Consider the following 19496-nt stretch of genomic DNA (forward strand, 5'->3'; position numbering starts at 1 on the left):
TGGGGTGGAGGAAGGCCGTCAGGCCGCGGCCGCCAGGGCGTCGCCGCGGAGCGCCGGCAGCAGCTCCTCCGGCTCGGGGCGGCGCGTGTAGTCCGGCTCGACGTTGGCGTAGAGGATGCGCCCGTCGCGCCCGACCACGAACCGCGCCGGCATCGGCAGCGTCCAGGACGGGTCGAGGTTGAAGGCCGGCAGGTCGTTCCCGAGCCGCTGATAGAGCTCGACCAGATAGTCCGGCAGCTCGAAGCGCAGGCCGAAGGCGGCCGCGACCTCGTTGCCCGGGTCGCTCAAGATCGGGAAGCCCAGCTTGTTCTGGCGCGCCGACTTACGGCTGTTCGGGGCCGACTGCGGCGAGATCGCGAGCAGGCTGCCGCCCGCCGCCTCGATCTCCGGCAGCGCCTCCTGCAGAGCCTGCAGCTCCATGTTGCAGTAGGGGCACCACACGCCGCGGTAGAAGGTGAGCGCCACCGGACCCGAGGCGAGCAGGTCGGCGATTCGCACCTCCCGGCCGTCGCCGTCCTTCAGGGCGAAGTCGGGCGACCGGTCGCCGACGCTCAGCGCGCGCTCGGCGAGGCCGCTCGCCTTCAGCTCGGCGGTGGCGCGGTGCATTACGTCGATCACGTCGCGCGGCACGCTGTAAGGCGGGCGGCCGGCCTCGAAATCGGCCTTGAAGGCGTCGAGCTTGGCTTGCAGGGTCATTGTCAGTCTCCTTGACGGGGGTCGGGTCGGGTCTGGGTGACGAGGAGGCCGGCGGTGACGACCGCCAGCCCGGCGATCTGGAAGAGGGTCGGCAGCTCGCCCGCGATCGGGATCCCGGCGAGCGTGGCGACTACGGGCACGAGCGCCGGCAGGGCGGCGGCGCGGGCGGCGCCGAGCAGCTCGACCGCTCGGCCGAAGGCGAACACGGCGAGCACCCCGGAGAGCAGCCCCTGCACGACCGCCTGCTGGAGGAGGGTCGCGGGACTCTGCGCGAGCAGGCCGCCGACGCCCGCAGTCGCGAGGTGGAGGGGCGCGTAGACCGCGGCGGACAGGACCGAGATGATGGCGACGCCGGCGAGCGGCGGGACCGCCCAGCGCCTGGAGAGTATCGCAAAGGCCGCCCACATGGCGCCGGCGAGCGCGAACAGCGCGTCGCCGCCGAGCGAGGCGGCGCCCCCGGCGAGCGCGCCGGGGCCGGCGACCACGGCTAGACCCGCCAGGATCACGCCCGCGCCGGCCAGCCGCCCGCGTGTGACGCGATCGCCCAGCAGGAGAGCGCCGAGCGCGAGGCCCGCGACCGTGATCGCGCCGGGCTGCACGACGGCGCCGTGGGAGAGCGGCGCCAGGCGGAAGCCGCCGGCGCTCGCGAGGACGAAGGGCGGGCCGGCGAGGACCGCCAGTGTCGCGATCCGCGCCCAGCCGAGGCGACGGATCTGCGCCGGCGCGAACCGCGCGAACCAGGGCAGCGTCGCCACGCCGGCGACCGCGTAGCGCAGGAAGGCGAGGTCGGACGGCGCGGCACCGTGCGCAACGCCGGCGCGCGCGACCGCGAGGTAGACGCCCCAGATCGCGACGGCGGCGCCGCCCCAGGCCAGGCCCGAGCGGACCGGGTCGGGCGCGCGGCGCGCCGCCGGAGCGTGGAGGGCGGCGGCGGTCACGCCGCCCTCCGCCAGCCCGGCGCCGCGGCGGCGGCGGCGTCGATCGCGTCCGCCGGCTCCAGCCGGCTGCGGTAGTCGGTGTCGATCGAGGCGAGCACGATCTCGCCCGAGGGTGCGACCACGTAGGTGGCGGGCACCGGCAGCACCCAGTCGGCGCCGTTCCGGTCGGGCAGCGCGTGGCCGAGCCGGGTGTAGAGCGGGCGCAGCTCGTCGGCGAGGTCGAACGCGACGCCGTAGGCCCGCGCCACCTCCGAGCCGACGTCGCTGACGACGTCGAAGGCGAGGCCGCCGTCGCGAACCGTCGCGGCGGTGTGGTCGGGCAGCTCGGGCGAGATCGCGATCAGCCTGACGCCCGCGTCCGCCATTCGGCCGGCCAGCGCCTGGTAAGCGCGCAGCTCCAGGTTGCAGTAGGGGCACCAGCCGCCGCGGTAGAAGCTGAGGATCACCGGTCCGTCCGCGAGCGCGCGGGACAGCCGCATGGGAACGCCGTCGACGCCCGGCAGCGCGAAGTCGGGGGCGAACTCGCCGGCGGCGAGCGCCGAGCCGACCAGGTCGGACGCCGCGAGCGCCGCGTCGGCGCGCTTCATCGCCGCGGCGATGTCCGCGGGCATGTGGACGGCGTAGTGCGCCCGGAGGGCGGACAGCTCGTCGGCGAGGCGGGTGTGGGCGGGCATGGCGGCGATCCTGAAGGACGGGAGAAAGTGGGCCGGCGCGGCGGGGGGAGGCGCGCCGGCCCAGGGGCACCCGGCGCGAGGGGGAAGCGCGCCGGCGGGGGGACTTGGGCTAGGGGTGGCCGACGCGGGCGGGGGGAGACCCGCGCCGGCCCGGGGGACGTCAGGCGGCGAGCCGCTCGGCCGCGACCGGCTTCGTCCACTCGTTGCCCTTCATGAAGGCGTCGTAGGGCGTGCCGACCAGGTGGTTGACGTAGTTGCTCTGGATCTTGATCGAGACGCCGAGCACCACCTCCAGCACGTTGCGGCGGGTGAAGCCGGCGTCGAGGAAGGCCTGGACCTCCGCGTCCGCCACGAAGCCGCGGTCGCGCACCACCAGCGTGGTGAAGCGGTGCAGCGCCTCGAGACGCGGGTCGGCGATCTCGCGGCCGTTGCGCAGCGCCTGGATCACGTCGTCGCCCAGCTTCTGCATCTTGGCCATCGTGGTGTGGCCGGCCATGCAGTAGTGGCACTCGTTCTCGTAGATCGCGGTCATGAACACGACCTGCTGCTCGTGCTGGGTCAGCGTGGTCTTGCTGAACTCGCCCCACAGCGCGCCGTGGGCGGCGAGCAGCTCGGGGCTCTCGGCCATGATGCTCTGCAGGTTCGGCACGAAGCCGAACTGCGCCTTGACGCCGGCCAGCAGCGGCTTGGAGGCCTCGGGGGCGGTGTCGGCGGTGTAGGACTGGAAGGCGATGGTCATCGGGGTGGCTCCTGAAAGGGTCCGGCGGCGTCCGCCTCCGGTGACCTCCAGATGATCCATCCCCGATCGGCGCAGTAGCCGGAGAGTGGCTCTATGATATATACGTCCGGCGCATGAGCGACCGGCTGAAGGACCTGGAGCTGTTCGTCCGCGTCGCGGAGACCGGCAGCTTCTCGCGCGCCGGGCGCGAGGCCGGCTACGCCCAGCCGACGGTGTCGCGGATGATCGGCGCGATGGAGGCCAGGCTCGGAGTCAAGCTGCTCACCCGCACGACGCGCAAGGTGGTGCTCACGGACGCCGGGACGGCGCTTCTCGAGCGCGCGCGCACGGCGCTGGCGGAGGTCGAGGAGGCGGAGAACGCGGCGCGCGGCGCCGACGCGCTGTCGGGCACGTTGAAGGTCGCGACCCCCGTCACCTTCGGCGCGCGCGAGGTCGTGCCGGCGCTCGGGCCGTTCCTGGAGGAGCATCCCGGCCTCACGGTGGCGCTGCTCATGGCGGACCGGCGGGTCGACCTGGTGGAGGAGGGCGTGGACCTCGCGATACGCCTGGGACCGCTGGGCGACTCCAGCTTCGTATCTCGGCGGCTGGCGAGCGCGCCGCGCTTCGCTGTGGCGAGCCCCGGCTACGTCGCCAGGCGCGGCGAGCCGCGGTCGCCGTCGGACCTGACGGGCCACGACGTGCTGTCCGGCCAGGCGTCGGGCGGCGAGGTGTGGACGTTCCGCCACGCCGGCACGGGGGAGACCTCGGTCAGGCTGCAGGCGCGGGTGGCGGCGACGTCGGTCGAAGGCGTGCTCGCGGCGGCGCGCGCGGGATTGGGCGTCGCGGCCGCCTCGCTGTTCGCGTGCCGCGACGAGCTGGCGTCGGGCGAGCTCAGGCGCGTGGTCGCCGGCTACGAGCTGCCACCGATTGACGTGCACGCGGTCATGCCGGGCGGGCGCCGGCCACCACGTAAGGCGCGCGCCTTTCTAGATGCGCTCGCCGCGTTCCTCGGCGAGCGCGGGGGTCCACCTCCCGGCTCAGACTGACGAGGTCACGACATGTCTTACGCCACTTCCGCTCGGCAGGCCTTCATCGACATGCTCGGCACTCTCGACCACCTGGCCGGCAGGGCTGAGGCGGCCGGTATGACGGATGACGTTTTGTCCGAGAAGCTGACCGAGGACATGTTCCCGCTGGAGCTGCAGTTCCGCGTCGCGGTGAACCAGGTCCTGCTTGCGCTCAACCAGGTCGGCGGAGCCGAGGCCTCTCTCCACGAAGCTCCATACCGCTCGCTTGCGGACGTGCGTCACGGGATCGCCCTGGCCCGCGCCCAGGCCGAGCGCTTCGGACCGGCCGGATGGGCGGAGGCCGACGAGACGGTCGATCTCACGCTGCCGAACGGCGTCCGCTTCGTCATGTCCGCGGAGGCGGACATCCGCGACTGGATCATGCCGAACTTCTATTTCCACGTGACGATGGCCTATGCCCTGCTGCGCAAGGCCGGCGTGCCGCTGGGCAAGATGGACTTCCTGCCGCACATGAAGAGACATTCGCGACCGCGCCCAGCATAAAGGCGCGCGCGCCGGCTCGGGACTCCGAGCTCGTCGCTGCGGAGCCGGGCTGGACGTGGGCGGTGGACCGTTCACTCCACCGATCACTCCGCCTCGCCGGCGTCCGGCTCGCGGGCGGTGCCAAGCCACTCGCTCGGATGCTCGATCCGAGCGTTCGAACCGGCACCAGCGGCTGCGACCGGCCAAGCCGACCCTGCAGGATTCGGGCGTGGCAACCCGGCCGCGCATGGAACCCATGCGGAACGGGCATTTCACGCGTGCGAGGCGAAAGCGCAGATGAAGGCTCCCAACCCAAGGAGCTCACCCATGTCCCACCTTCCCATGATGCCCGTCCTCGATCGCAGCGGCTTCGCGCCGGTGGTCGGCACCGCCGTCTCCATGATCGGCATGCTGGTCCTCGTCGGGACCTCGCTCGTCCACATGATGGCCTGAACGGGGGCGGCCCGGCCGCCCCTCCCGTCCCTCCAGCCCGAGAGCAGGACGCATGAGCACCATCGACACCCTCGATCCGCGCCGCAACTTGAGCCGCGCCGAACCGCACGTCGTGATCGTCGGTGCCGGCTTCGGCGGGCTGGCCGCCGCCCGGGCGCTGCGCGGCTCCGGCGCGCGCGTCACCATCGTCGACCGGCAGAACCACCACCTGTTCCAGCCGCTCCTCTACCAGGTCGCGACCGCCGGGCTGTCGCCCGCCGACATCGCCGCGCCCATCCGCAGCGTCGTCGCCCGGCACGAGCGCACGCAGGTGCTGCTCGACGAGGTGACGGGCGTCGACGCCGCCGCCCGCCGCGTCCGCCTCGCCAGCGGCGCGACGCTCGCCTACGACCACCTCGTCGTCGCCACCGGCGCGCGCCATAGCTACTTCGGCAACGACGCCTGGGAGGAGCACGCGCCCGGCATCAAGACCATCGACGACGCCACCCGCGTCCGCCGCGACGTCCTGCTCGCGCTCGAGCGCGCCGAGACCGAGCGGCAGGAGGACCTGCCGCGGCGCGCCGAGCACATCACCTTCGCCGTCATCGGCGGCGGCCCGACCGGCGTCGAGATGGCCGGCGCGATCGCGGAGCTGACCCGCCACGCCGCCGAGATGGACTTCCGGCACATCACCCGGAACTGCGTGCGCATCGTCCTGGTCGAGGCCGGGCCGCGGCTGCTCGCCACCTTCCCCGAGTCGCTCGGCGTCGCCGCGAAGCGGTCGCTGGAGGAGCTGGGCGTCGACGTGCGGCTGGATGGCCGCGTCACGGACGTCACCGCCGACGGTCTGACCGTGAACGGCGCCTTCCTCCCCACCGCCGCGACGATCTGGGCGGCGGGCGTGCAGGCCTCGCCCGCCGCCCGCTGGCTCGACGCGCCCGCCGACCGCGCCGGCCGCGTGCTGGTCCAACCCGACCTCAGCGTCCCCGGCCTGCCGGACGTGTTCGTCGTCGGCGACACGGCCTCCATCTCACGCGCCGACGGCCGCCCGGTGCCCGGCATCGCGCCCGCGGCCAAGCAGCAGGGCCGCCATGTCGGCCGCGTCATCGCGGCGCGGATCGCCGGTCGCCCGACACCCGGCCCGTTCCGCTACCGCGACTGGGGCAGCCTCGCCACGGTCGGCCGCAGCCACGCGGTGGCCGACTTCGGCAGCATCCGGCTCACCGGCCTGCCCGCTTGGCTGCTCTGGTCGACGGCGCACATCTACTTCCTGGTCGACTTCAGGAGCCGCTTCGTAGTCGGGGTGAACTGGCTGTGGAGCTATGTCACCTTCCGGCGCGGCGCGCGCCTCATCACCGGGCTGGGATCCGCCGACCGGGCGGGCGCCGCGCCCGACGCCGCCCTGCCGCCGCTCCGTCAGGTCGGCTGAAGCGCGACCGCCGCGCGGCGACGCGCAATATCGTGCCAGACACCGCCGGCGGGGCGGAGCAGTCGTCATGCCCACGCCGATCCGAAGCCAGGAGGGGCCATGCAGGCCCAGTCGACCGCCGACCTTCCGTCCACCCGCATCGAACTCGCGCCATGCCGTGCGGGCGACCTCGAGGTGCGGCTCGCGACCACGGCCGCCGAGGTCCGGGCCGCCCAGGCGCTCCGCTACGCCGTGTTCTACCGGGAGATGAGCGCGAGGCCGGACGCGGCGGCGCGGCTGTCGTGGCGCGACGCGGACGCGTTCGACGACAGGTGCGACCACCTGGTCGTGGTGGACCACGCTTCGGGTCCCGGCAGCGGCGACGGCGACGTCGGAGACGGCGAGATCGTCGGGACCTACCGGCTCATCGACGCCGGCGCCGCCACCGCGGCGGGCGGGTTCTACTCGGAGGGCGAATACGACCTCTCCCCGCTGCTGGCCCTGCGCGGACCCGACGGACGCAGGCCGAACCTGCTGGAGCTCGGCCGCTCGTGCGTCGCCCCGGCCTACCGCACCAGCGCGTCGATCATGCTGCTGTGGCGCGGCATCGCGAGCTATCTGGAGGCGGCAAGCATCGACTACCTGTTCGGCTGCGCGTCCTTTCCCGGCGTCGACCCGGATGCCATCGCGGCCGAGCTGGCGCTGCTGCATCACCGCCACCGGTCGGCCATCGGCGTGCGGACTCGCCCCGAGCTCCACGTGCCCATGGGCCGGGTCCCCGCGCACGCACTGGACGAGCGCGCCGCCTGGCGGAAGCTACCCCCGCTCGTGCGCGGCTACCTGCAGGCAGGCGCGTCAGTTGGCGACGGCGCATACATCGACCACCAGTTCGGCACCGTCGACGTGTTCATGCTGGTCGCTACCGCCGGCATCCGCGACCGCTACCGCGCAAGGTTCGCGCCCGAGGGCTGATCCCGGCGCCGCGGGCCGCGCCGGACGCATCGAAACCATAGCAACTCGCCATTTCCGCCCGTCGCGCGGCGGCCGTAGTCCCATGGCACGCCCCCCGTTCGGGAACCTGACCGGAGACGAACCATGGCCTTCATAGACTTTCAGGAGATGCCCGCGACCGGCCCGGCCGCCCGGCTCCGCACCGTCCAAGCGAAGGACGTCGCGACTCCCCCGACCGCGCCGGAGCCCGAGTTGCGGTTCGACCAGCTGGAGCGGCAGGTGCTGCTGCTCGCCCGACGGGACGGCGCATGGTCGCTCGGCGGTCGCGGCGGCGGGCTCGACGTGCTGCTGAAGCGCCTCTTCGGTGCCGCCCGGCCGAACGTCCTGGCCGATCCTCGGCTCGAGGCGCTGAGGCGCTTCGCCGTCACCGCGCGGGTCGGCGGGGTAGCCGCCGTCCGGCGGGAGGCGGCCGCCTTCCTCGCCGGCGGCTTTACCGCCGAGCAGCGCGACGCGGTCCTTGATCTGGGCTGGGCGCGGTGAAGGCGCTCGCGGGCCTGAGCACCGCCGCACCGCTGGTCGCCCTCCTAGCCGCGGCGCTAAACGCGACGCTCGGCGATCCCCTGATCTCGCTGGCCGCAGCGCTCGCGCTGACCGCCCCCGCGGTCGCTACGCTGGCCACGGTGGGAGGCGTCCGGGCGCGTCGCGCCTAGTGGCATGCCGACGCAAGCCGGCCTCCTCCGCCCGCGAGATCGGCGATGCGCGTCAGCCAAACGCGGCCGCGTCGTTGATGTCGATGGTAGCCGCCGACAGCACCTCCCGCGCGCGGTCCTCGAAATCATCGCCGTCGCGCGGCCATGCGGCGATGGTTCGGTCCCGAGCACGCAGGACATCGACGATCACGGGTCGGAAGAAGGCGACCGCGGCGGTCAGCCAGCCGTTGACGAGGGCGTCCCCGCCCGCGCCGGCCAGGTCAAAGTGGGGCAGCAGCGGGGCGATCGCCTCGGCCGGGTAGAGCCACTCGTCGGTGACCCATCTGTTGACCGTGAAGATGCGAAAGGGAAGCCCGTCCATGCCGATCGCGATCGCTGCGACGTGGACCACGTCGGCCCCGGTCGACACGCCGCCAACAGGCCCGGCGATCGGCTCGCCCGTCAGCAGGGTGCGATCCAGAAACAAATGGAAGTGGCCGTGCTCGCCCTCCTCCCTCTCGCCGGGCGGGTGCGCGTGGTAGAACCAGCGGGCACCCGAGTCCGGGTCGACGGCGTCGTCGGGCGGGTAGTGGTCCCAGACGACGAACGCGCCGCCCTCGGGGGCGACGCGGGTCATGAGGGCCACGCCCTCGCCGGCGATCCGGACCGTGGCCGCCACCAGCGCCTGGGCTGCCGCGCGGCGTTCGCGTGGTGTCATGCGGAGAGGCTCCATCCCTCCCGGGATCTTCGCTGGTGAGGTCTCGGCGGCGGACGGTGCCGGGGGAGGGAGCGGGCCCGTCCGCCGCCGATGCTCGGGTCAGCGCCGGGGCTTGGCGCTGCAGGGGTTCGCCGAGCAGGGGTTGGCGCGGGCGCTGCAGGGATTGGCGCTCGCGGAGCAGGGGTTCGGCTTGGCCTTGGCCGAGCAGGGGTTGGCCTTGGCCGAGCAGGGGTTGGCCTTGGCCGAGCAGGGGTTGGCCTTCGCCGAGCAGGGGTTCGCCTTGGCGGAGCAGGGGTTCGCCCGCGCCGAGCACGGGTTGGCCGCGGCCGCAGCGGGGGAACACGGGTTGCGGGTCTGCGCGCCGGCCGGGGCGGATGCGACGGCGAGGCCGCCCGCGACGGCGAGCATGGCGGCGAGGTTGAGGGTGGACTTCATGGGAAGGGTCTCCGGGGGTGGGTCGGTTGGTGTCGCCGACTTGGTCCGGTAAACCGGTCCCGCCTCGACACGGGTTCTTGTGCCCGCCACCCGGACGCGGCGGAAATGCCGTTGCCGCATCGGTTCCATGCGCGTCGAACATGAGTTGGCGAACCCGCAGACAGCGCGGCGCCTAAGCGATCGCAATTTCATGCTAGCCGCCGGGTAAGTCTAATCCATATCGTTTGTGCAAGGCACGAGGGAATTCGTCATGGAGATGCATCAGGTCCGCTACTTCCTGGCCGTCGCGCGCACGCTGAACTTCACGCGCGCGGCCGAGGAGTCGAACGTCACCCAGCCGTCGCTGACCCGCGCCATTCAGAAGCTGGAGGAGGAGTTCGGCGGCCTGCTGTTCCGGCGCGAGCGCGCCCTCACGCACCTGACCGACCTCGGCCGCCTCATGCTTCCGCACCTCGAGCGCGCCTACGACGCCGCCCAGGCGGCGAAGACGCTGGCCAAGGGCGTCGGCAAGGCGACGGTCGCCCCGCTCAGCCTCGGCATCGCCACGACGCTCCGCGGCACGCATTTCGACCAGTCGATTGCAGAGGTCGGTGAGAGCCTGCCCGGCTTCCAGCTCAAGATCTCGACCGGCGACGGCGAGCACCTGATGCAGGACCTGCTGCGGGGCGACCTCGACATCCTGATCCTGGCCGAGCCGCGAAACCCGCATGAGCGCCTGGACGTGGTGGAGCTGTTCCGCCAGATCTACGCCGTCGTCGCCCCGGCAGACCATCCGCTCGCGACCATGGAGGGCGCGGCCCTGTCAGACCTCGCCGACGTGACCTGGATTGAGGGCGACGCCGACATCATCGCCGAGTTCCGCGAGCACTGCTCGCGCGTCGAGATCGAACCGGACTTCCGTCACTCCGCCGGTAGCGGCGCGGATGTCGCGCGCATGGTAGTCGCCGGCCTGGGCTGCGCCATCCTCACCCGCGACGAGAAGCTGCCCGAGGGACTTAGCTTCGTCGAGATCTCCAACCTGGAGCTCGCCCGGCGCGTCGTGCTCGCGACAGTTGCAGGGCGTAAGCGCCCGGTTGCGGCCGACGCGCTGATCCGCGCGATCCGTGCGCGTGGTTGGGAGTGAAGTTCAGGACTATCTGCGGTCAACGACTTCCTTGTGACGTTGGAAAGACACTGGTGCCACATCGTCAACCGTGCTCGCTCCTCATGCTGATATTTGGCGATTGGATCCTTCTACCGAGCAATCGGCATTGCTCTAACCGGTCCCCAAAAGGTCGGCGATCGCCGGCTGCCAGTCGACACTCCAACGCCATGGTCAGAGAAGCACCACTTTATGCGGGCTCCGCCTCTACTTCGAAGCCTCCGACCCGACTTGGCCGGTCCGCGAGCGATGCGCCGCTGTTACGCGCTTAACGTGAGCGATGCTGCAACGAGCAAGTTCTGCCGTCTTGGCGATGCTCATGCCAGCCTCGCGAAGCGCTACTATGCGGCGGTGGTGGGCGAGGTCGGGCTTGCGGCCGGTGTACCGCCCCGCTCGCTTGGCGATCTCGATCCCCTCGCGCTGCCGCTCGCGCCGAGTCTCGTAGTCGTCGCGCGCGGTCTGCAGCGCGACCCGCAGCAGCATGTCCTGCACCGCCTCAAGCACGATGCGCGCCACGCCCGCGCTGTCCGCCACTAGGTCGGACAGGTCGACGATCCCCGGCACCGCCAGCCGCGCCCCCCTGCCCCGAATGGTCTCAACCAGCAGCTCGGCCTCCGGCAACGGTAGGCGGCTAATCCGATCGATTTTCTCGGCCACGATCACCTCGCCCGGCTGCAGGTCGGCAACCATGCGCAGCAACTCCGGCCGGTCCGGCCGCGCGCCGGACGCCTTCTCCCGGTACACGGCCGCGATATAGAAGCCGGCCGCCCGGGCACCCGCCACGATGCTCTCCTGCCGCGTCAGGTCCTGCTCGTCCGTGCTCACCCGCAGGTAAACCCGCGCCGCCCGCACCTCGTTACCTGCCACCTGTCATCGCTCCTGCCCGGCGTGCATGGGTACACCCGTAAGCGCCACCTCTGCCCACACTGGCTAGTATTAGCAAGGAGCGGGTCTACCGCGCCTAGCCAAGCAGGCCGGCTCTGCGTAGCCACTCACGGCCGAGATGAACGGGTCCGGTGCAGATGTGATCGCCGCTATATTCTACGGTCAAGGGTGATCGTCTGGCTGTGGCAGCTACGCGGGTTATCTGATACGTAGACGTTTAAACGGGTCAGACGAGCGAGGTTGGTGCAGATGGAAGCACAGCGAGTCAAAATCGTAGATGGTGGCAAGCTGGTCATCCCGGCATCAATGCGGCGACAACTCGGAATTGGCACGGGCGATACCGTTCTAGTTGACGTCGACAACGGGGAGCTTCGGGTACGGTCGGTGACGCGGGCCATCGAGCGTGCCCGCGCCATCCTGCGCAAGCACATACCTGAAGGGTCAGGCTTGGCTGACGAACTGATCGCCGACCGGCGCCGCGAGGCCGAGCGTGAGTAGCAAGGTCGTCCTCGACGCGTCAGCGCTGCTCTGCCTGCTCAATGACGAGCCGGGCGCCGGCAGGGTAGTAGAAGTATTGACGCGTTCCGTGATGGGCACGACCAACCTCGCCGAGGTTGTGTCCAAACTGCGCGAGCGCGGCCTATCACTGGAGGAGGTGCGCGAGGCCCTGGGCGGCCTGCACCTAGACGTTCGTCCGTTGTCGCCTTCTCAGGCGATGATCATCGGCGACCTGCGGCCGGCGACGAAGCCGCTAGGCCTATCGGTTGGTGACCGGGCCTGTCTGGCGCTCGCCTTGGACCTAGATGCTGAGCTGTTTACGACTGACGCGGACCTCGCGAGCGCTGACGCAGGCGTCGGCATCACCGACGTACGTCGATCATCAGAGTGACCCACTTGCAGACGTCCGCGTGGCCTTCACATTCTCAACTACCAATACCCGTTTACCTTGGTGAAATGGCCGAATTCCAGCAAACCGTGCCGCCGCAGCTACGGTGACCTCCATCGCGCCAAGGCGACAATGTCGCGACGAAGGTCGGTTCGCCCGCTTGTTCGGTAGAGCGTCAAAGCTCGCTGTGCCGAAGTTGACCGCCGCGCTGCCGCGCCCACACGTAGCGCATACCGCCTGCACCCGACGATCGTACAACCGACATGCCCACCAGCCTGTCGGACCAGCACGCTTGCCCGCAACCCGCCAGCCATGCTACTTGGCGCGCCCGCACGAACGGACCTATAACGCCGTCAAAAAGAGGGCGTTACAGGATGCTAAGCACGAAGGTCAGGTCGCTAGCGAACTTCGCGTGGAGCGTCGCCGATTTGCTGCGCGGCGACTTCAAGCAGTTTGAATATGGCAAGATCATCCTGCCGTTCCTAGTGCTCCGCCGCCTCGACTGCATCCTGGAGTCCACCAAGGACGCGGTGCTCGCGACCGCCGGCGGGCTGCCCGACGGCATCGACGAGGCCACCAAGGACATGATTCTGTTCGAGGTGGCGGACGGGCCCAAGGTCTACAATACCTCCAGCCTGACGCTCGGGCGCATCAGGGGCCAGAACCCCGCCCAACTCCACGCCAACCTGCTCGATTACATCACCGGCTTCTCCGGCGGCGTGCGCGACATTTTCCTGGACAAGTTCCTCTTCACCGACACGCTCAAGCGCCTGAACGACGCGGGCATCCTCTGGCACGTGTTCGAGCGCTTTGCCCAGATCGACCTGCACAGCGACGAGGTCTCCAATCTGGAGATGGGCTACCTCTTCGAGGACCTGATCCGCCGCTTCTCGGAGATGTCCAACGAAACCGCGGGCGAGCACTTCACTCCGCGCGAGGTGGTCCGCCTAATCGTCGAGATGCTGATCGCCAACGACCGTCAGGCGTTCAGGCCCGGCATCATACGCACCGTCTACGATCCGGCGTGCGGCACGGGCGGGATGCTGTCGATCACCGAGGAGGAGATCAAAAAGCAGAGCCCAGGCGTCCGCGTCGAGCTCTACGGCCAGGAGCTCAACCCCGAGTCCTACGCCATCTGCCGGTCGGATATGCTAGTAACGGGTCACGACCCCGAGCAGATCGCGTTCGGCAACACGCTTTCGGCCGACGCCCACAGGGGCCGGCGCTTCCACTACATGGTGTCGAACCCGCCATACGGGGTCGACTGGAAGAAGTACGCCGACGTCATCCGCGTGGAGGCCGAGAGCGGGGGCGACGGCAATCGCTTCGCCGCGGGCCTGCCGCGCATCTCCGACGGCCAGCTGCTCTTCCTCCAGCACATGGTCTCCAAGATGCGGGACGACGAGGAGGGCTCGCAGATCGGCATCGTCACGAACGGCTCGCCGCTGTTCACGGGCGGCGCCGGATCGGGCGAGAGCGAGATCCGCCGCTGGCTGCTCGCCGACGCCGACATGGTAGAGGCGATCGTCGCGCTGCCGACCGACATCTTCTACAACACCGGCATCCAGACCTACGTGTGGCTGCTCACCAACCGCAAGGAGGAGCGCCGTCGGGGCAAGGTCCAGCTGATCGACGCGTCGTCGCAGCGGTTCTGGTCGCCGATGCGCAAGAGCCTGGGATCCAAGCGGCGCGAGATCCCCGAGGAGGCCCGCCGCGACATTGTCACGATCTACGCGGACATGCTGAACGGCGGCAGCGAGCACTCCGACCACGCCAAGATCGTGCCCGTCGAGCAGCTTGGCTACCGCGAGGTGCGCGTGGAACGCCCCCTCCGGCTCGCCTTCCAGGCGACGCCGGTGCGCATCGCGGTCCTGATGGCGTCGAAGGCCATGCAGAAGCTGGAGGACGGCGCGCGGGCGGAGCTCGCCTCCTGCCTTCGCGAGCACCTCTCCACCGACCGCTTCCTCTCCCGGGACGAGGCCGACCGCGCGCTGAGCTCGGCGCTCGGGAGAGCCGGGCTGCGCATCGCGGTGCCGATCCGCAAGCTGATTCTGTCGTCGATCGCGGAACGCGACGACGCGGCCGAGATCGCGCGCGACGCAAAAGGCCGGCCGCAGCCCGACCCGGACCTTCGCGACCACGAGCTGGTTCCGCTGCTGGAGGACTGGCGGTCGTTCTTCGAGCGGGAGGTGGCCCCCCACGTTCCCGACGCCTGGGTCGACACCGACCATCGCGATCCGGCCGACAAGGAGGTCGGACGGGTCGGTTACGAGATCAACTTCAAACGGTTCTTCGACCGCTACGCGCCGCCGCGCGAAGTCGCGCTCATCGACAAGGAACTCGCGACCAAGGAGCTGGAGATAGCCGACCTGCTCAGGGCATTGGCGGAATGACCGCCGCCCACAATCGGGTTCGCCTGAAGCACCTGGCGCAGGTCCGGTCGAGCAACGTGGACAAGGTAATCGACGACGATCAGACGCCGGTCCGCCTCTGCAACTACGTCGACGTCTACTACCGCGACAGGATCGACGAGACGATCGACTTCGCCGCCGGGTCCGCCACTTCTAAGGAGATCGAGAGGTTCGGCCTGCGCGCGGGCGACATCGTGATCACCAAGGACAGCGAAACTCCGTCCGACATAGCCGTTCCGGCGATCGTGGACGCCTCCGCGGAAGGCGTGGTGTGCGCTTATCACCTGGCGATTCTCCGTCCCGACCGTGCCATCGTCGATCCGCGGTTCCTGTTCTGGGCTTTGCGCTCGGCCCCCGTGCGGCAGGCGTTCTGCGTCCGTGCGCAGGGCGTGACCCGCTTCGGCCTGACGATCGGTGGCATCGGGTCTGTCGAGATCCCTTGTCCCCCGCTGGAGCGGCAGCAGGAGCTGGCGCGTCAACTCGACCGGCGGCTCGCTCTGACCGAGCGCCTGATAGACGCCAAGCGCGCGCAGGCGCAGCTGCTGCTCGAGAGGGAGGAGAGCACCTTCGCCGACGTGGTCTCCGGCCGCGATCGACCGGGCGAGAAGGCGCATTCCGGCGTGGAGTGGATCGGCGAGATGCCCGCCCACTGGACCGCGCCCAAGATGGTGCACGTCGCCCGGCAGGAGACCGGGCACACGCCCAGCCGCAAGGTGGACGAATATTGGTTGCCGGAGGCGTGCGTAATCCCCTGGTTCTCGCTTGCCGATGTCTGGCAGATCAGACAGGCGGGCAATATCGAGGTGACCGAGACGGCCGAGCGCATCAGCGAACTTGGCATGGCGAACTCGGCCGCGCGCCTGCTGCCCGCCGGCACTGTCATCCTCTCCCGAACCGCGTCGGTCGGCTTCCCGGCGATCCTCGGCGTGCCGATGGCGGTGACGCAGGACTTCGTTGGCTGGATCTGCGGCCCGCGCGTGCTGCCGCGCTACCTCTACTACGTCCTGCGGTCGATGAAGCCGGTGTTCCGCAGCCTGATGATCGGCTCGACCCACCAAACCATCTACATGCCCGACATCCGCTCCTTCAGGATGCCGCTGCCGCCGATCGACGAGCAGGCGGAGATCGCCGACAGGCTCGACCGGATCACCGGCGCTTTCAGGGGCGCGGCGGCGGAGATCCAGCGTTCGATCACCCTGCTGGCGGAGCGCCGGGAGGCGGTGATCACCGCCGCGGTCACGGGGGACCGAGGCGACGCCGTCACGGTTGCGCACGAGACCGCCGTAACCAGCGCGGTGCCGGCGACCGCGCCCCGCGCCAGCGTGCGCACTATGGTCGCCGCTGAGATCATCTACCGGCACCGCACGGTGCTGCGGTTCGGCCGGGTCAAGCTGCAGAAGCTGCTCTACCTCTCCGAGGTCCACGTCGGCATTCACGAGGTCGCGGGGTCCTACCGGCGCGAGGCGGCGGGTCCGTTCGACGGCACCATGCTCGACCGCGTGGAGGCCGGGCTGCGGGAGAGCGCGCTCTACGACGGCTCGGGCGGGGACGGCGCAGCGGTGTCCTATCGACCGCTCGCGCTTGCTGGGCGCCACGACACGGACAGCATCGGTGCGGATCGCCTCGCCGCCCTGCGAGGGCTCGTCGACTTGGTGCGCGATCTCGATACCCGTGCCGCGGAAATGATCGCCACGCTCTACGCCGTCTGGAACGACGACCTGATCGACGGGCGGCAGGTCAGCGACGACGCGGTGATCGAGGGCGTGCTCGACGACTGGCACGCCGAGAAGCGCGCTAAGTTCACGGCGGCCGACCTGCAACACTGGCTGGCGTGGATGAAGCGCGTCGGGCTGACGCCGCGAGGAACTGGCCCGCGGACGATCCCGACGATGGAGGCCGACCTCTTCGCCGAGCGAAGGGTGTGAGCGGAGAGGAGAAACTCATGGGCGAGGGGCACGCCGCGTCGAAGGCGCACCAGGAGCACGTCCTGGAAAGCCACATGGTCGACACGCTGGTCGCCCGGCAGGGCTACGCGGAGCGGCCACCAGAGGCGTTCGACCGCAGGCGCGCGCTCGACGTGGAGACAGTGGTCGGCTGGGTGAGGCGGACCCAGGCCGAGCAATGGGCCCGCCTGGAGGAGCAGTACGCCGGCACCGCCGAGGCCGAGTTCCTCAAGCAGCTCGAGGCCAACCTGAAGAGCGCCGGCACGCTCGGGGTGCTGCGTCGCGGAATCAAGCTCATCCCCGGCATTCGCTTTGCGCTCTGCCACTTCAAACCCGCGTCGGGGCTTAACGCCAAGCTGCAGGCGCTCTACGAGAGCAACGCCCTCACCGTCATGCGGCAGGTGCGCTACAGCTCGCGGAGCGAGAACGCCATCGACGTTGTCGCCTTCGTCAACGGCATCCCGGTCGCCACGTTCGAGCTCAAGAACGAGCTGACCGGCTCCACCTTCAAGCACGCCGAGCAGCAGTATATGAAGGACCGTCCGGCGGCGGGCGAGCCGCTGCTGACGTTCAAGCGCGGCGCCATCGTCCACTTCGCCATAGACGGATCGAACGTGTCCATGACGACGCGGCTGATGAACGGGAGGACGCGATTCCTGCCGTTCAACCGGGGTCGCGCCGGGGGCGCCGGCAACGAGGATGTGCCGGGCGAGTTCCGCACCTCCTACATGTGGAGCGATGGTCCCGACGGCGCAGCCGTCCTGTCGCGAGACGTGCTGCTCGACGTGATCGGCAACTTCGTCCACCTCGACACCCAGGAGGTAGTGGCGCGCGACGGGGCGGTCGAGACGCGCGAGACCCTGATCTTCCCGCGCTTCCACCAGCTAGACGCCGTGCGCGCGATGATGGCCGACGCGCGCGACCACGGTGCCGGGCGCAACTACCTGGTCCAGCACTCGGCTGGCTCGGGCAAGTCAAACACAATCGCCTGGACCGCGCATCAGGCGATCACGCTGCACGACGGCGCCGACCAGCCGGTCTTCGACACGGCCGTCATCGTCACCGACCGCGTCGTGTTGGACCGCCAGCTCCAGCGCACCGTCGGACAGTTCGCGCAGACCGCCGGCGTGGTGAAGCAGATCGACGGCACCTCGCGCCAGCTGAAGGAGGCCATCGCCAGCGGCGCTCGCATCGTCGTCACCACAATCCAGAAGTTCTCGACCGAGCACCTGGCCACGCTGTCGGGCCAGGCCGGCAGGCGCTTCGCCGTCATCGTGGACGAGGCGCACGGCAGTCAGTCGGGCCGGAGCGCGCAGGCCCTCTCAGACGCGCTCTCTCGCGACGGCGCGACGGCGCCGACCGAGGTTGAGGACATCATCGCGCAGCACCAGGCGGCGCGCGGGCCCCAGCCGAACATCAGCTACTTTGCGTTCACCGCGACGCCGCGCAACGTCACGCTGGAGCGGTTCGGCAGACCGGGCGACAACGGACTGCCGCATCCGTTCCACCTCTACTCTATGCGCCAGGCGATCGAGGAGGGATTTATCCTCGACGTCCTCCAGAACTACATGACCTACAAGGCCTACTACCAGCTGGAGAAGGCCATCGAGGACGATCCCGAGCTGAACGGGCGCCGCGCCCAGCGCCGCGTCGCCCGCTTCGCCTCGCTGCACCCGGCCGCGCTCGGGCAGAAGGTGGAGGTAATCGTCGAGCACTTCCGCCGCCACGTCGCCGGCGAGCTCGACGGACAGGGCAAGGCCATGGTCGTGACCCAGAGCCGCGAGCACGCGCTGCGCTACTACCGCGAGATTCGCGAATACATCGAGGCGCACGACTACCATGACCTGCGGCCGCTGGTCGCGTTCTCGGGCGAGCTGCGGATCGACGACCAGACGTGGACCGAGGCTCAGGTCAACGGCTTCGGCGAGGCCGAGCTGCCGCGTCGCTTTGACGAGGAGTACCAGGTGCTCATCGTCGCGGAGAAGTATCAGACCGGCTTCGACCAGCCGAAGCTCTGCGCAATGTACGTCGACCGCAAGCTGGCCGGCCTGCAGGCGGTGCAGACGCTGTCCCGCCTGAACCGCACGCATCCCGGCAAGGAGCGGACCTATGTCCTCGACTTCCAGAACACCACGGAGGACGTCCAGACCGCCTTCGCGCCGTTCTTCGAGGCGACGGTCATCGAAGCCAACTCGGACCCGAACCAGATCTACGCGCTGGAAAGCCGGCTGCGCGCCTTCGGCATCCTGGACGCGGGCGAGATCGAGCGGTTCGCCGCGACCTTCTACAAGGGGCCGCTCGACGGGCACGACCGCGCCCGGCTCGAAGGACTGGTGCGCCAGGCGGTCGCCCGCTTCGAGGCTGAGGAGGAGGAGCGCCAGGTCGAATTTAAGCAGCTCGTGCGAAGCTACATGCGCTTCTACGCCTTCGTGTCGCAGGTCGTGCGCCTTGGCGACACCGAGCTAGAGAAGCTTTACGCCTTCGCGTCGTGGCTGGACCGGCTGCTGCCCGACCGCGAGATACCCGGCGACGTCGAGATCACCGACGAGATGGTCCGTCTCCAGGCGTTCCGCGTCGAAATGAAGGAGGAGGGCTCGGCCTCGCTGCCGGCCGGCACCGGCTCGCCCCTGTCGCCGATCACCGAGTTCGGCGCCAACCCTATGACAGAGGAGGAGAGCCGCTCGCTCTCCGAGATCATCCTTTCGTTCAACGAGCGCCACGGCGGCGACTTCAGCGAGGCCGACTTCATCCGCTTCGAGGCGGTCAACCGCGAGATCCTCGACGGAAATCTCGTCGAGATGATGCGCAACAACCCCGACGACGTGGTCTATGGGGCATTTCGCGAAATGTTTTTTCGCGGCGCGGTCCGCGCGTTCCAGCGCGACAACGAGCTTAAGAGCGTGATACTGACCGAGCCCGCGATGCGTGAGAAGGTGACCCGGCACTTCTTCCGTCGGGCGCAGCGCGCCATACGCGAGCACGGTCGGGCCGCTTAGGTGACAAAGGATCGGCCGGCAAATC

20 protein-coding genes are annotated in these 19496 nt (G+C 70.0%); 14 read left to right on the forward strand and 6 right to left on the reverse strand.

Translation table 11 applies throughout. From position 1 onward, the window contains the following. Nucleotides 1-18: 18 nt before the first annotated feature. The 4 genes from COA17_RS08225 to COA17_RS08245 form a co-directional block, all read right to left on the reverse strand. Nucleotides 19-696: a peroxiredoxin-like family protein gene (locus COA17_RS08225; RefSeq protein ID WP_096611551.1), complete on the reverse strand. Its 678-nt coding sequence runs from the start codon at nucleotides 694-696 to the stop codon at nucleotides 19-21. A 2-nt stretch (nucleotides 697-698) separates the two neighbouring features. Then, a complete protein-coding gene (locus COA17_RS19345) occupies nucleotides 699-1634 on the reverse strand; it encodes a DMT family transporter (RefSeq protein ID WP_167956336.1) in 936 nt (311 codons plus the stop codon). After that, complete coding sequence (locus COA17_RS08240) at nucleotides 1631-2308, reverse strand: peroxiredoxin-like family protein (RefSeq protein ID WP_245197207.1); 678 nt, start codon at nucleotides 2306-2308, stop codon at nucleotides 1631-1633. The genes COA17_RS19345 and COA17_RS08240 overlap by 4 nt, the downstream gene beginning before the upstream one ends. A gap of 160 nt (nucleotides 2309-2468) precedes the next feature. Beyond that, the gene (locus tag COA17_RS08245; protein WP_096611553.1) at nucleotides 2469-3047 is read right to left on the reverse strand and encodes a carboxymuconolactone decarboxylase family protein; all 579 of its coding nucleotides are present in this window, start codon (nucleotides 3045-3047) and stop codon (nucleotides 2469-2471) included. Between the two features lie 113 nt (nucleotides 3048-3160). Between COA17_RS08245 and COA17_RS08250 the strand changes: the two genes are divergently transcribed. From COA17_RS08250 to COA17_RS19350, 7 genes are all read left to right on the forward strand, one after another. Beyond that, nucleotides 3161-4072 carry a LysR family transcriptional regulator gene (locus tag COA17_RS08250; protein WP_096611555.1) on the forward strand — a complete coding sequence of 304 codons (912 nt, stop codon included), beginning with the start codon at nucleotides 3161-3163 and terminating at the stop codon, nucleotides 4070-4072. A 12-nt stretch (nucleotides 4073-4084) separates the two neighbouring features. Next, nucleotides 4085-4597 (forward strand): DUF1993 family protein, encoded by a 513-nt coding sequence (locus tag COA17_RS08255; RefSeq protein WP_096611557.1) that lies wholly within the window; start codon nucleotides 4085-4087, stop codon nucleotides 4595-4597. A 306-nt stretch (nucleotides 4598-4903) separates the two neighbouring features. Beyond that, nucleotides 4904-5029 carry a hypothetical protein gene (locus COA17_RS20055; protein WP_280742702.1) on the forward strand — a complete coding sequence of 42 codons (126 nt, stop codon included), beginning with the start codon at nucleotides 4904-4906 and terminating at the stop codon, nucleotides 5027-5029. Nucleotides 5030-5081: 52 nt separating this feature from the next. Continuing rightward, a complete protein-coding gene (locus COA17_RS08260) occupies nucleotides 5082-6437 on the forward strand; it encodes an NAD(P)/FAD-dependent oxidoreductase (RefSeq protein ID WP_096611559.1) in 1356 nt (451 codons plus the stop codon). A 99-nt stretch (nucleotides 6438-6536) separates the two neighbouring features. Next, nucleotides 6537-7388: a GNAT family N-acetyltransferase gene (locus tag COA17_RS08265; RefSeq protein WP_096611561.1), complete on the forward strand. Its 852-nt coding sequence runs from the start codon at nucleotides 6537-6539 to the stop codon at nucleotides 7386-7388. A gap of 123 nt (nucleotides 7389-7511) precedes the next feature. Next, nucleotides 7512-7907 carry a hypothetical protein gene (locus COA17_RS08270; protein WP_096611563.1) on the forward strand — a complete coding sequence of 132 codons (396 nt, stop codon included), beginning with the start codon at nucleotides 7512-7514 and terminating at the stop codon, nucleotides 7905-7907. Beyond that, on the forward strand, nucleotides 7904-8077 hold the full coding sequence (locus COA17_RS19350; protein ID WP_176484842.1) for a hypothetical protein: 174 nt from the start codon (nucleotides 7904-7906) through the stop codon (nucleotides 8075-8077). The genes COA17_RS08270 and COA17_RS19350 overlap by 4 nt, the downstream gene beginning before the upstream one ends. Before the next feature lie 52 nt (nucleotides 8078-8129). Here the strand turns inward: COA17_RS19350 and COA17_RS08275 are convergent, their stop codons facing one another. Further along, entirely contained in the window at nucleotides 8130-8774 is a 645-nt protein-coding gene (locus COA17_RS08275; protein WP_096611565.1) for a DUF6969 family protein, read from the reverse strand. Between the two features lie 112 nt (nucleotides 8775-8886). Between COA17_RS08275 and COA17_RS19355 the strand changes: the two genes are divergently transcribed. Both COA17_RS19355 and COA17_RS08285 read left to right on the forward strand, forming a co-directional pair. Further along, entirely contained in the window at nucleotides 8887-9261 is a 375-nt protein-coding gene (locus COA17_RS19355; protein WP_176484843.1) for a hypothetical protein, read from the forward strand. Nucleotides 9262-9459: 198 nt separating this feature from the next. Next, nucleotides 9460-10332, forward strand: coding sequence for a LysR family transcriptional regulator (locus COA17_RS08285; protein WP_096611569.1), 873 nt, complete (start codon nucleotides 9460-9462; stop codon nucleotides 10330-10332). Between the two features lie 225 nt (nucleotides 10333-10557). Here the strand turns inward: COA17_RS08285 and COA17_RS08290 are convergent, their stop codons facing one another. Further along, entirely contained in the window at nucleotides 10558-11202 is a 645-nt protein-coding gene (locus COA17_RS08290; protein ID WP_096611571.1) for a recombinase family protein, read from the reverse strand. Between the two features lie 282 nt (nucleotides 11203-11484). Here COA17_RS08290 and COA17_RS08295 point away from each other — a divergent pair, with 282 nt between their 5' ends. The 5 genes from COA17_RS08295 (at nucleotide 11485) to COA17_RS08315 (ending at nucleotide 19471) form a co-directional block, all read left to right on the forward strand. After that, nucleotides 11485-11733, forward strand: a complete 249-nt coding sequence (locus tag COA17_RS08295) for an AbrB/MazE/SpoVT family DNA-binding domain-containing protein (protein WP_037447248.1) — start codon at nucleotides 11485-11487, stop codon at nucleotides 11731-11733. Next, nucleotides 11726-12124 carry a type II toxin-antitoxin system VapC family toxin gene (locus COA17_RS08300; RefSeq protein WP_096611573.1) on the forward strand — a complete coding sequence of 133 codons (399 nt, stop codon included), beginning with the start codon at nucleotides 11726-11728 and terminating at the stop codon, nucleotides 12122-12124. Before COA17_RS08295 ends, COA17_RS08300 begins: the two co-directional genes overlap by 8 nt. A gap of 371 nt (nucleotides 12125-12495) precedes the next feature. Further along, nucleotides 12496-14514 carry a type I restriction-modification system subunit M gene (locus COA17_RS08305; protein WP_096611575.1) on the forward strand — a complete coding sequence of 673 codons (2019 nt, stop codon included), beginning with the start codon at nucleotides 12496-12498 and terminating at the stop codon, nucleotides 14512-14514. Next, nucleotides 14511-16457 carry a restriction endonuclease subunit S gene (locus COA17_RS08310; protein ID WP_096611577.1) on the forward strand — a complete coding sequence of 649 codons (1947 nt, stop codon included), beginning with the start codon at nucleotides 14511-14513 and terminating at the stop codon, nucleotides 16455-16457. Before COA17_RS08305 ends, COA17_RS08310 begins: the two co-directional genes overlap by 4 nt. A 17-nt stretch (nucleotides 16458-16474) precedes the next feature. Then, nucleotides 16475-19471, forward strand: coding sequence for a type I restriction endonuclease subunit R (locus COA17_RS08315; RefSeq protein ID WP_096611579.1), 2997 nt, complete (start codon nucleotides 16475-16477; stop codon nucleotides 19469-19471). Nucleotides 19472-19496: the final 25 nt, after the last annotated feature.

The sequence above is a fragment of the Sphingomonas ginsenosidimutans genome (assembly GCF_002374835.1).
In the GTDB taxonomy this organism is placed as follows: Bacteria; Pseudomonadota; Alphaproteobacteria; order Sphingomonadales; family Sphingomonadaceae; genus Sphingomonas; species Sphingomonas ginsenosidimutans.

Coding starts and splice junctions, on each gene's coding strand:
- COA17_RS08315 (WP_096611579.1), top strand. CDS start 16,475: ATGGGCGAGGGGCACGCCGCGTCGAAGGCGCACCAGGAGCACGTCCTG.
- COA17_RS08275 (WP_096611565.1), bottom strand. CDS start 8,774: ATGACACCACGCGAACGCCGCGCGGCAGCCCAGGCGCTGGTGGCGGCC.
- COA17_RS08240 (WP_245197207.1), bottom strand. CDS start 2,308: ATGCCCGCCCACACCCGCCTCGCCGACGAGCTGTCCGCCCTCCGGGCG.
- COA17_RS08305 (WP_096611575.1), top strand. CDS start 12,496: ATGCTAAGCACGAAGGTCAGGTCGCTAGCGAACTTCGCGTGGAGCGTC.
- COA17_RS08245 (WP_096611553.1), bottom strand. CDS start 3,047: ATGACCATCGCCTTCCAGTCCTACACCGCCGACACCGCCCCCGAGGCC.
- COA17_RS08255 (WP_096611557.1), top strand. CDS start 4,085: ATGTCTTACGCCACTTCCGCTCGGCAGGCCTTCATCGACATGCTCGGC.
- COA17_RS08225 (WP_096611551.1), bottom strand. CDS start 696: ATGACCCTGCAAGCCAAGCTCGACGCCTTCAAGGCCGATTTCGAGGCC.
- COA17_RS08250 (WP_096611555.1), top strand. CDS start 3,161: ATGAGCGACCGGCTGAAGGACCTGGAGCTGTTCGTCCGCGTCGCGGAG.
- COA17_RS08270 (WP_096611563.1), top strand. CDS start 7,512: ATGGCCTTCATAGACTTTCAGGAGATGCCCGCGACCGGCCCGGCCGCC.
- COA17_RS08295 (WP_037447248.1), top strand. CDS start 11,485: ATGGAAGCACAGCGAGTCAAAATCGTAGATGGTGGCAAGCTGGTCATC.
- COA17_RS08265 (WP_096611561.1), top strand. CDS start 6,537: ATGCAGGCCCAGTCGACCGCCGACCTTCCGTCCACCCGCATCGAACTC.
- COA17_RS08285 (WP_096611569.1), top strand. CDS start 9,460: ATGGAGATGCATCAGGTCCGCTACTTCCTGGCCGTCGCGCGCACGCTG.
- COA17_RS08260 (WP_096611559.1), top strand. CDS start 5,082: ATGAGCACCATCGACACCCTCGATCCGCGCCGCAACTTGAGCCGCGCC.
- COA17_RS08310 (WP_096611577.1), top strand. CDS start 14,511: ATGACCGCCGCCCACAATCGGGTTCGCCTGAAGCACCTGGCGCAGGTC.
- COA17_RS20055 (WP_280742702.1), top strand. CDS start 4,904: ATGTCCCACCTTCCCATGATGCCCGTCCTCGATCGCAGCGGCTTCGCG.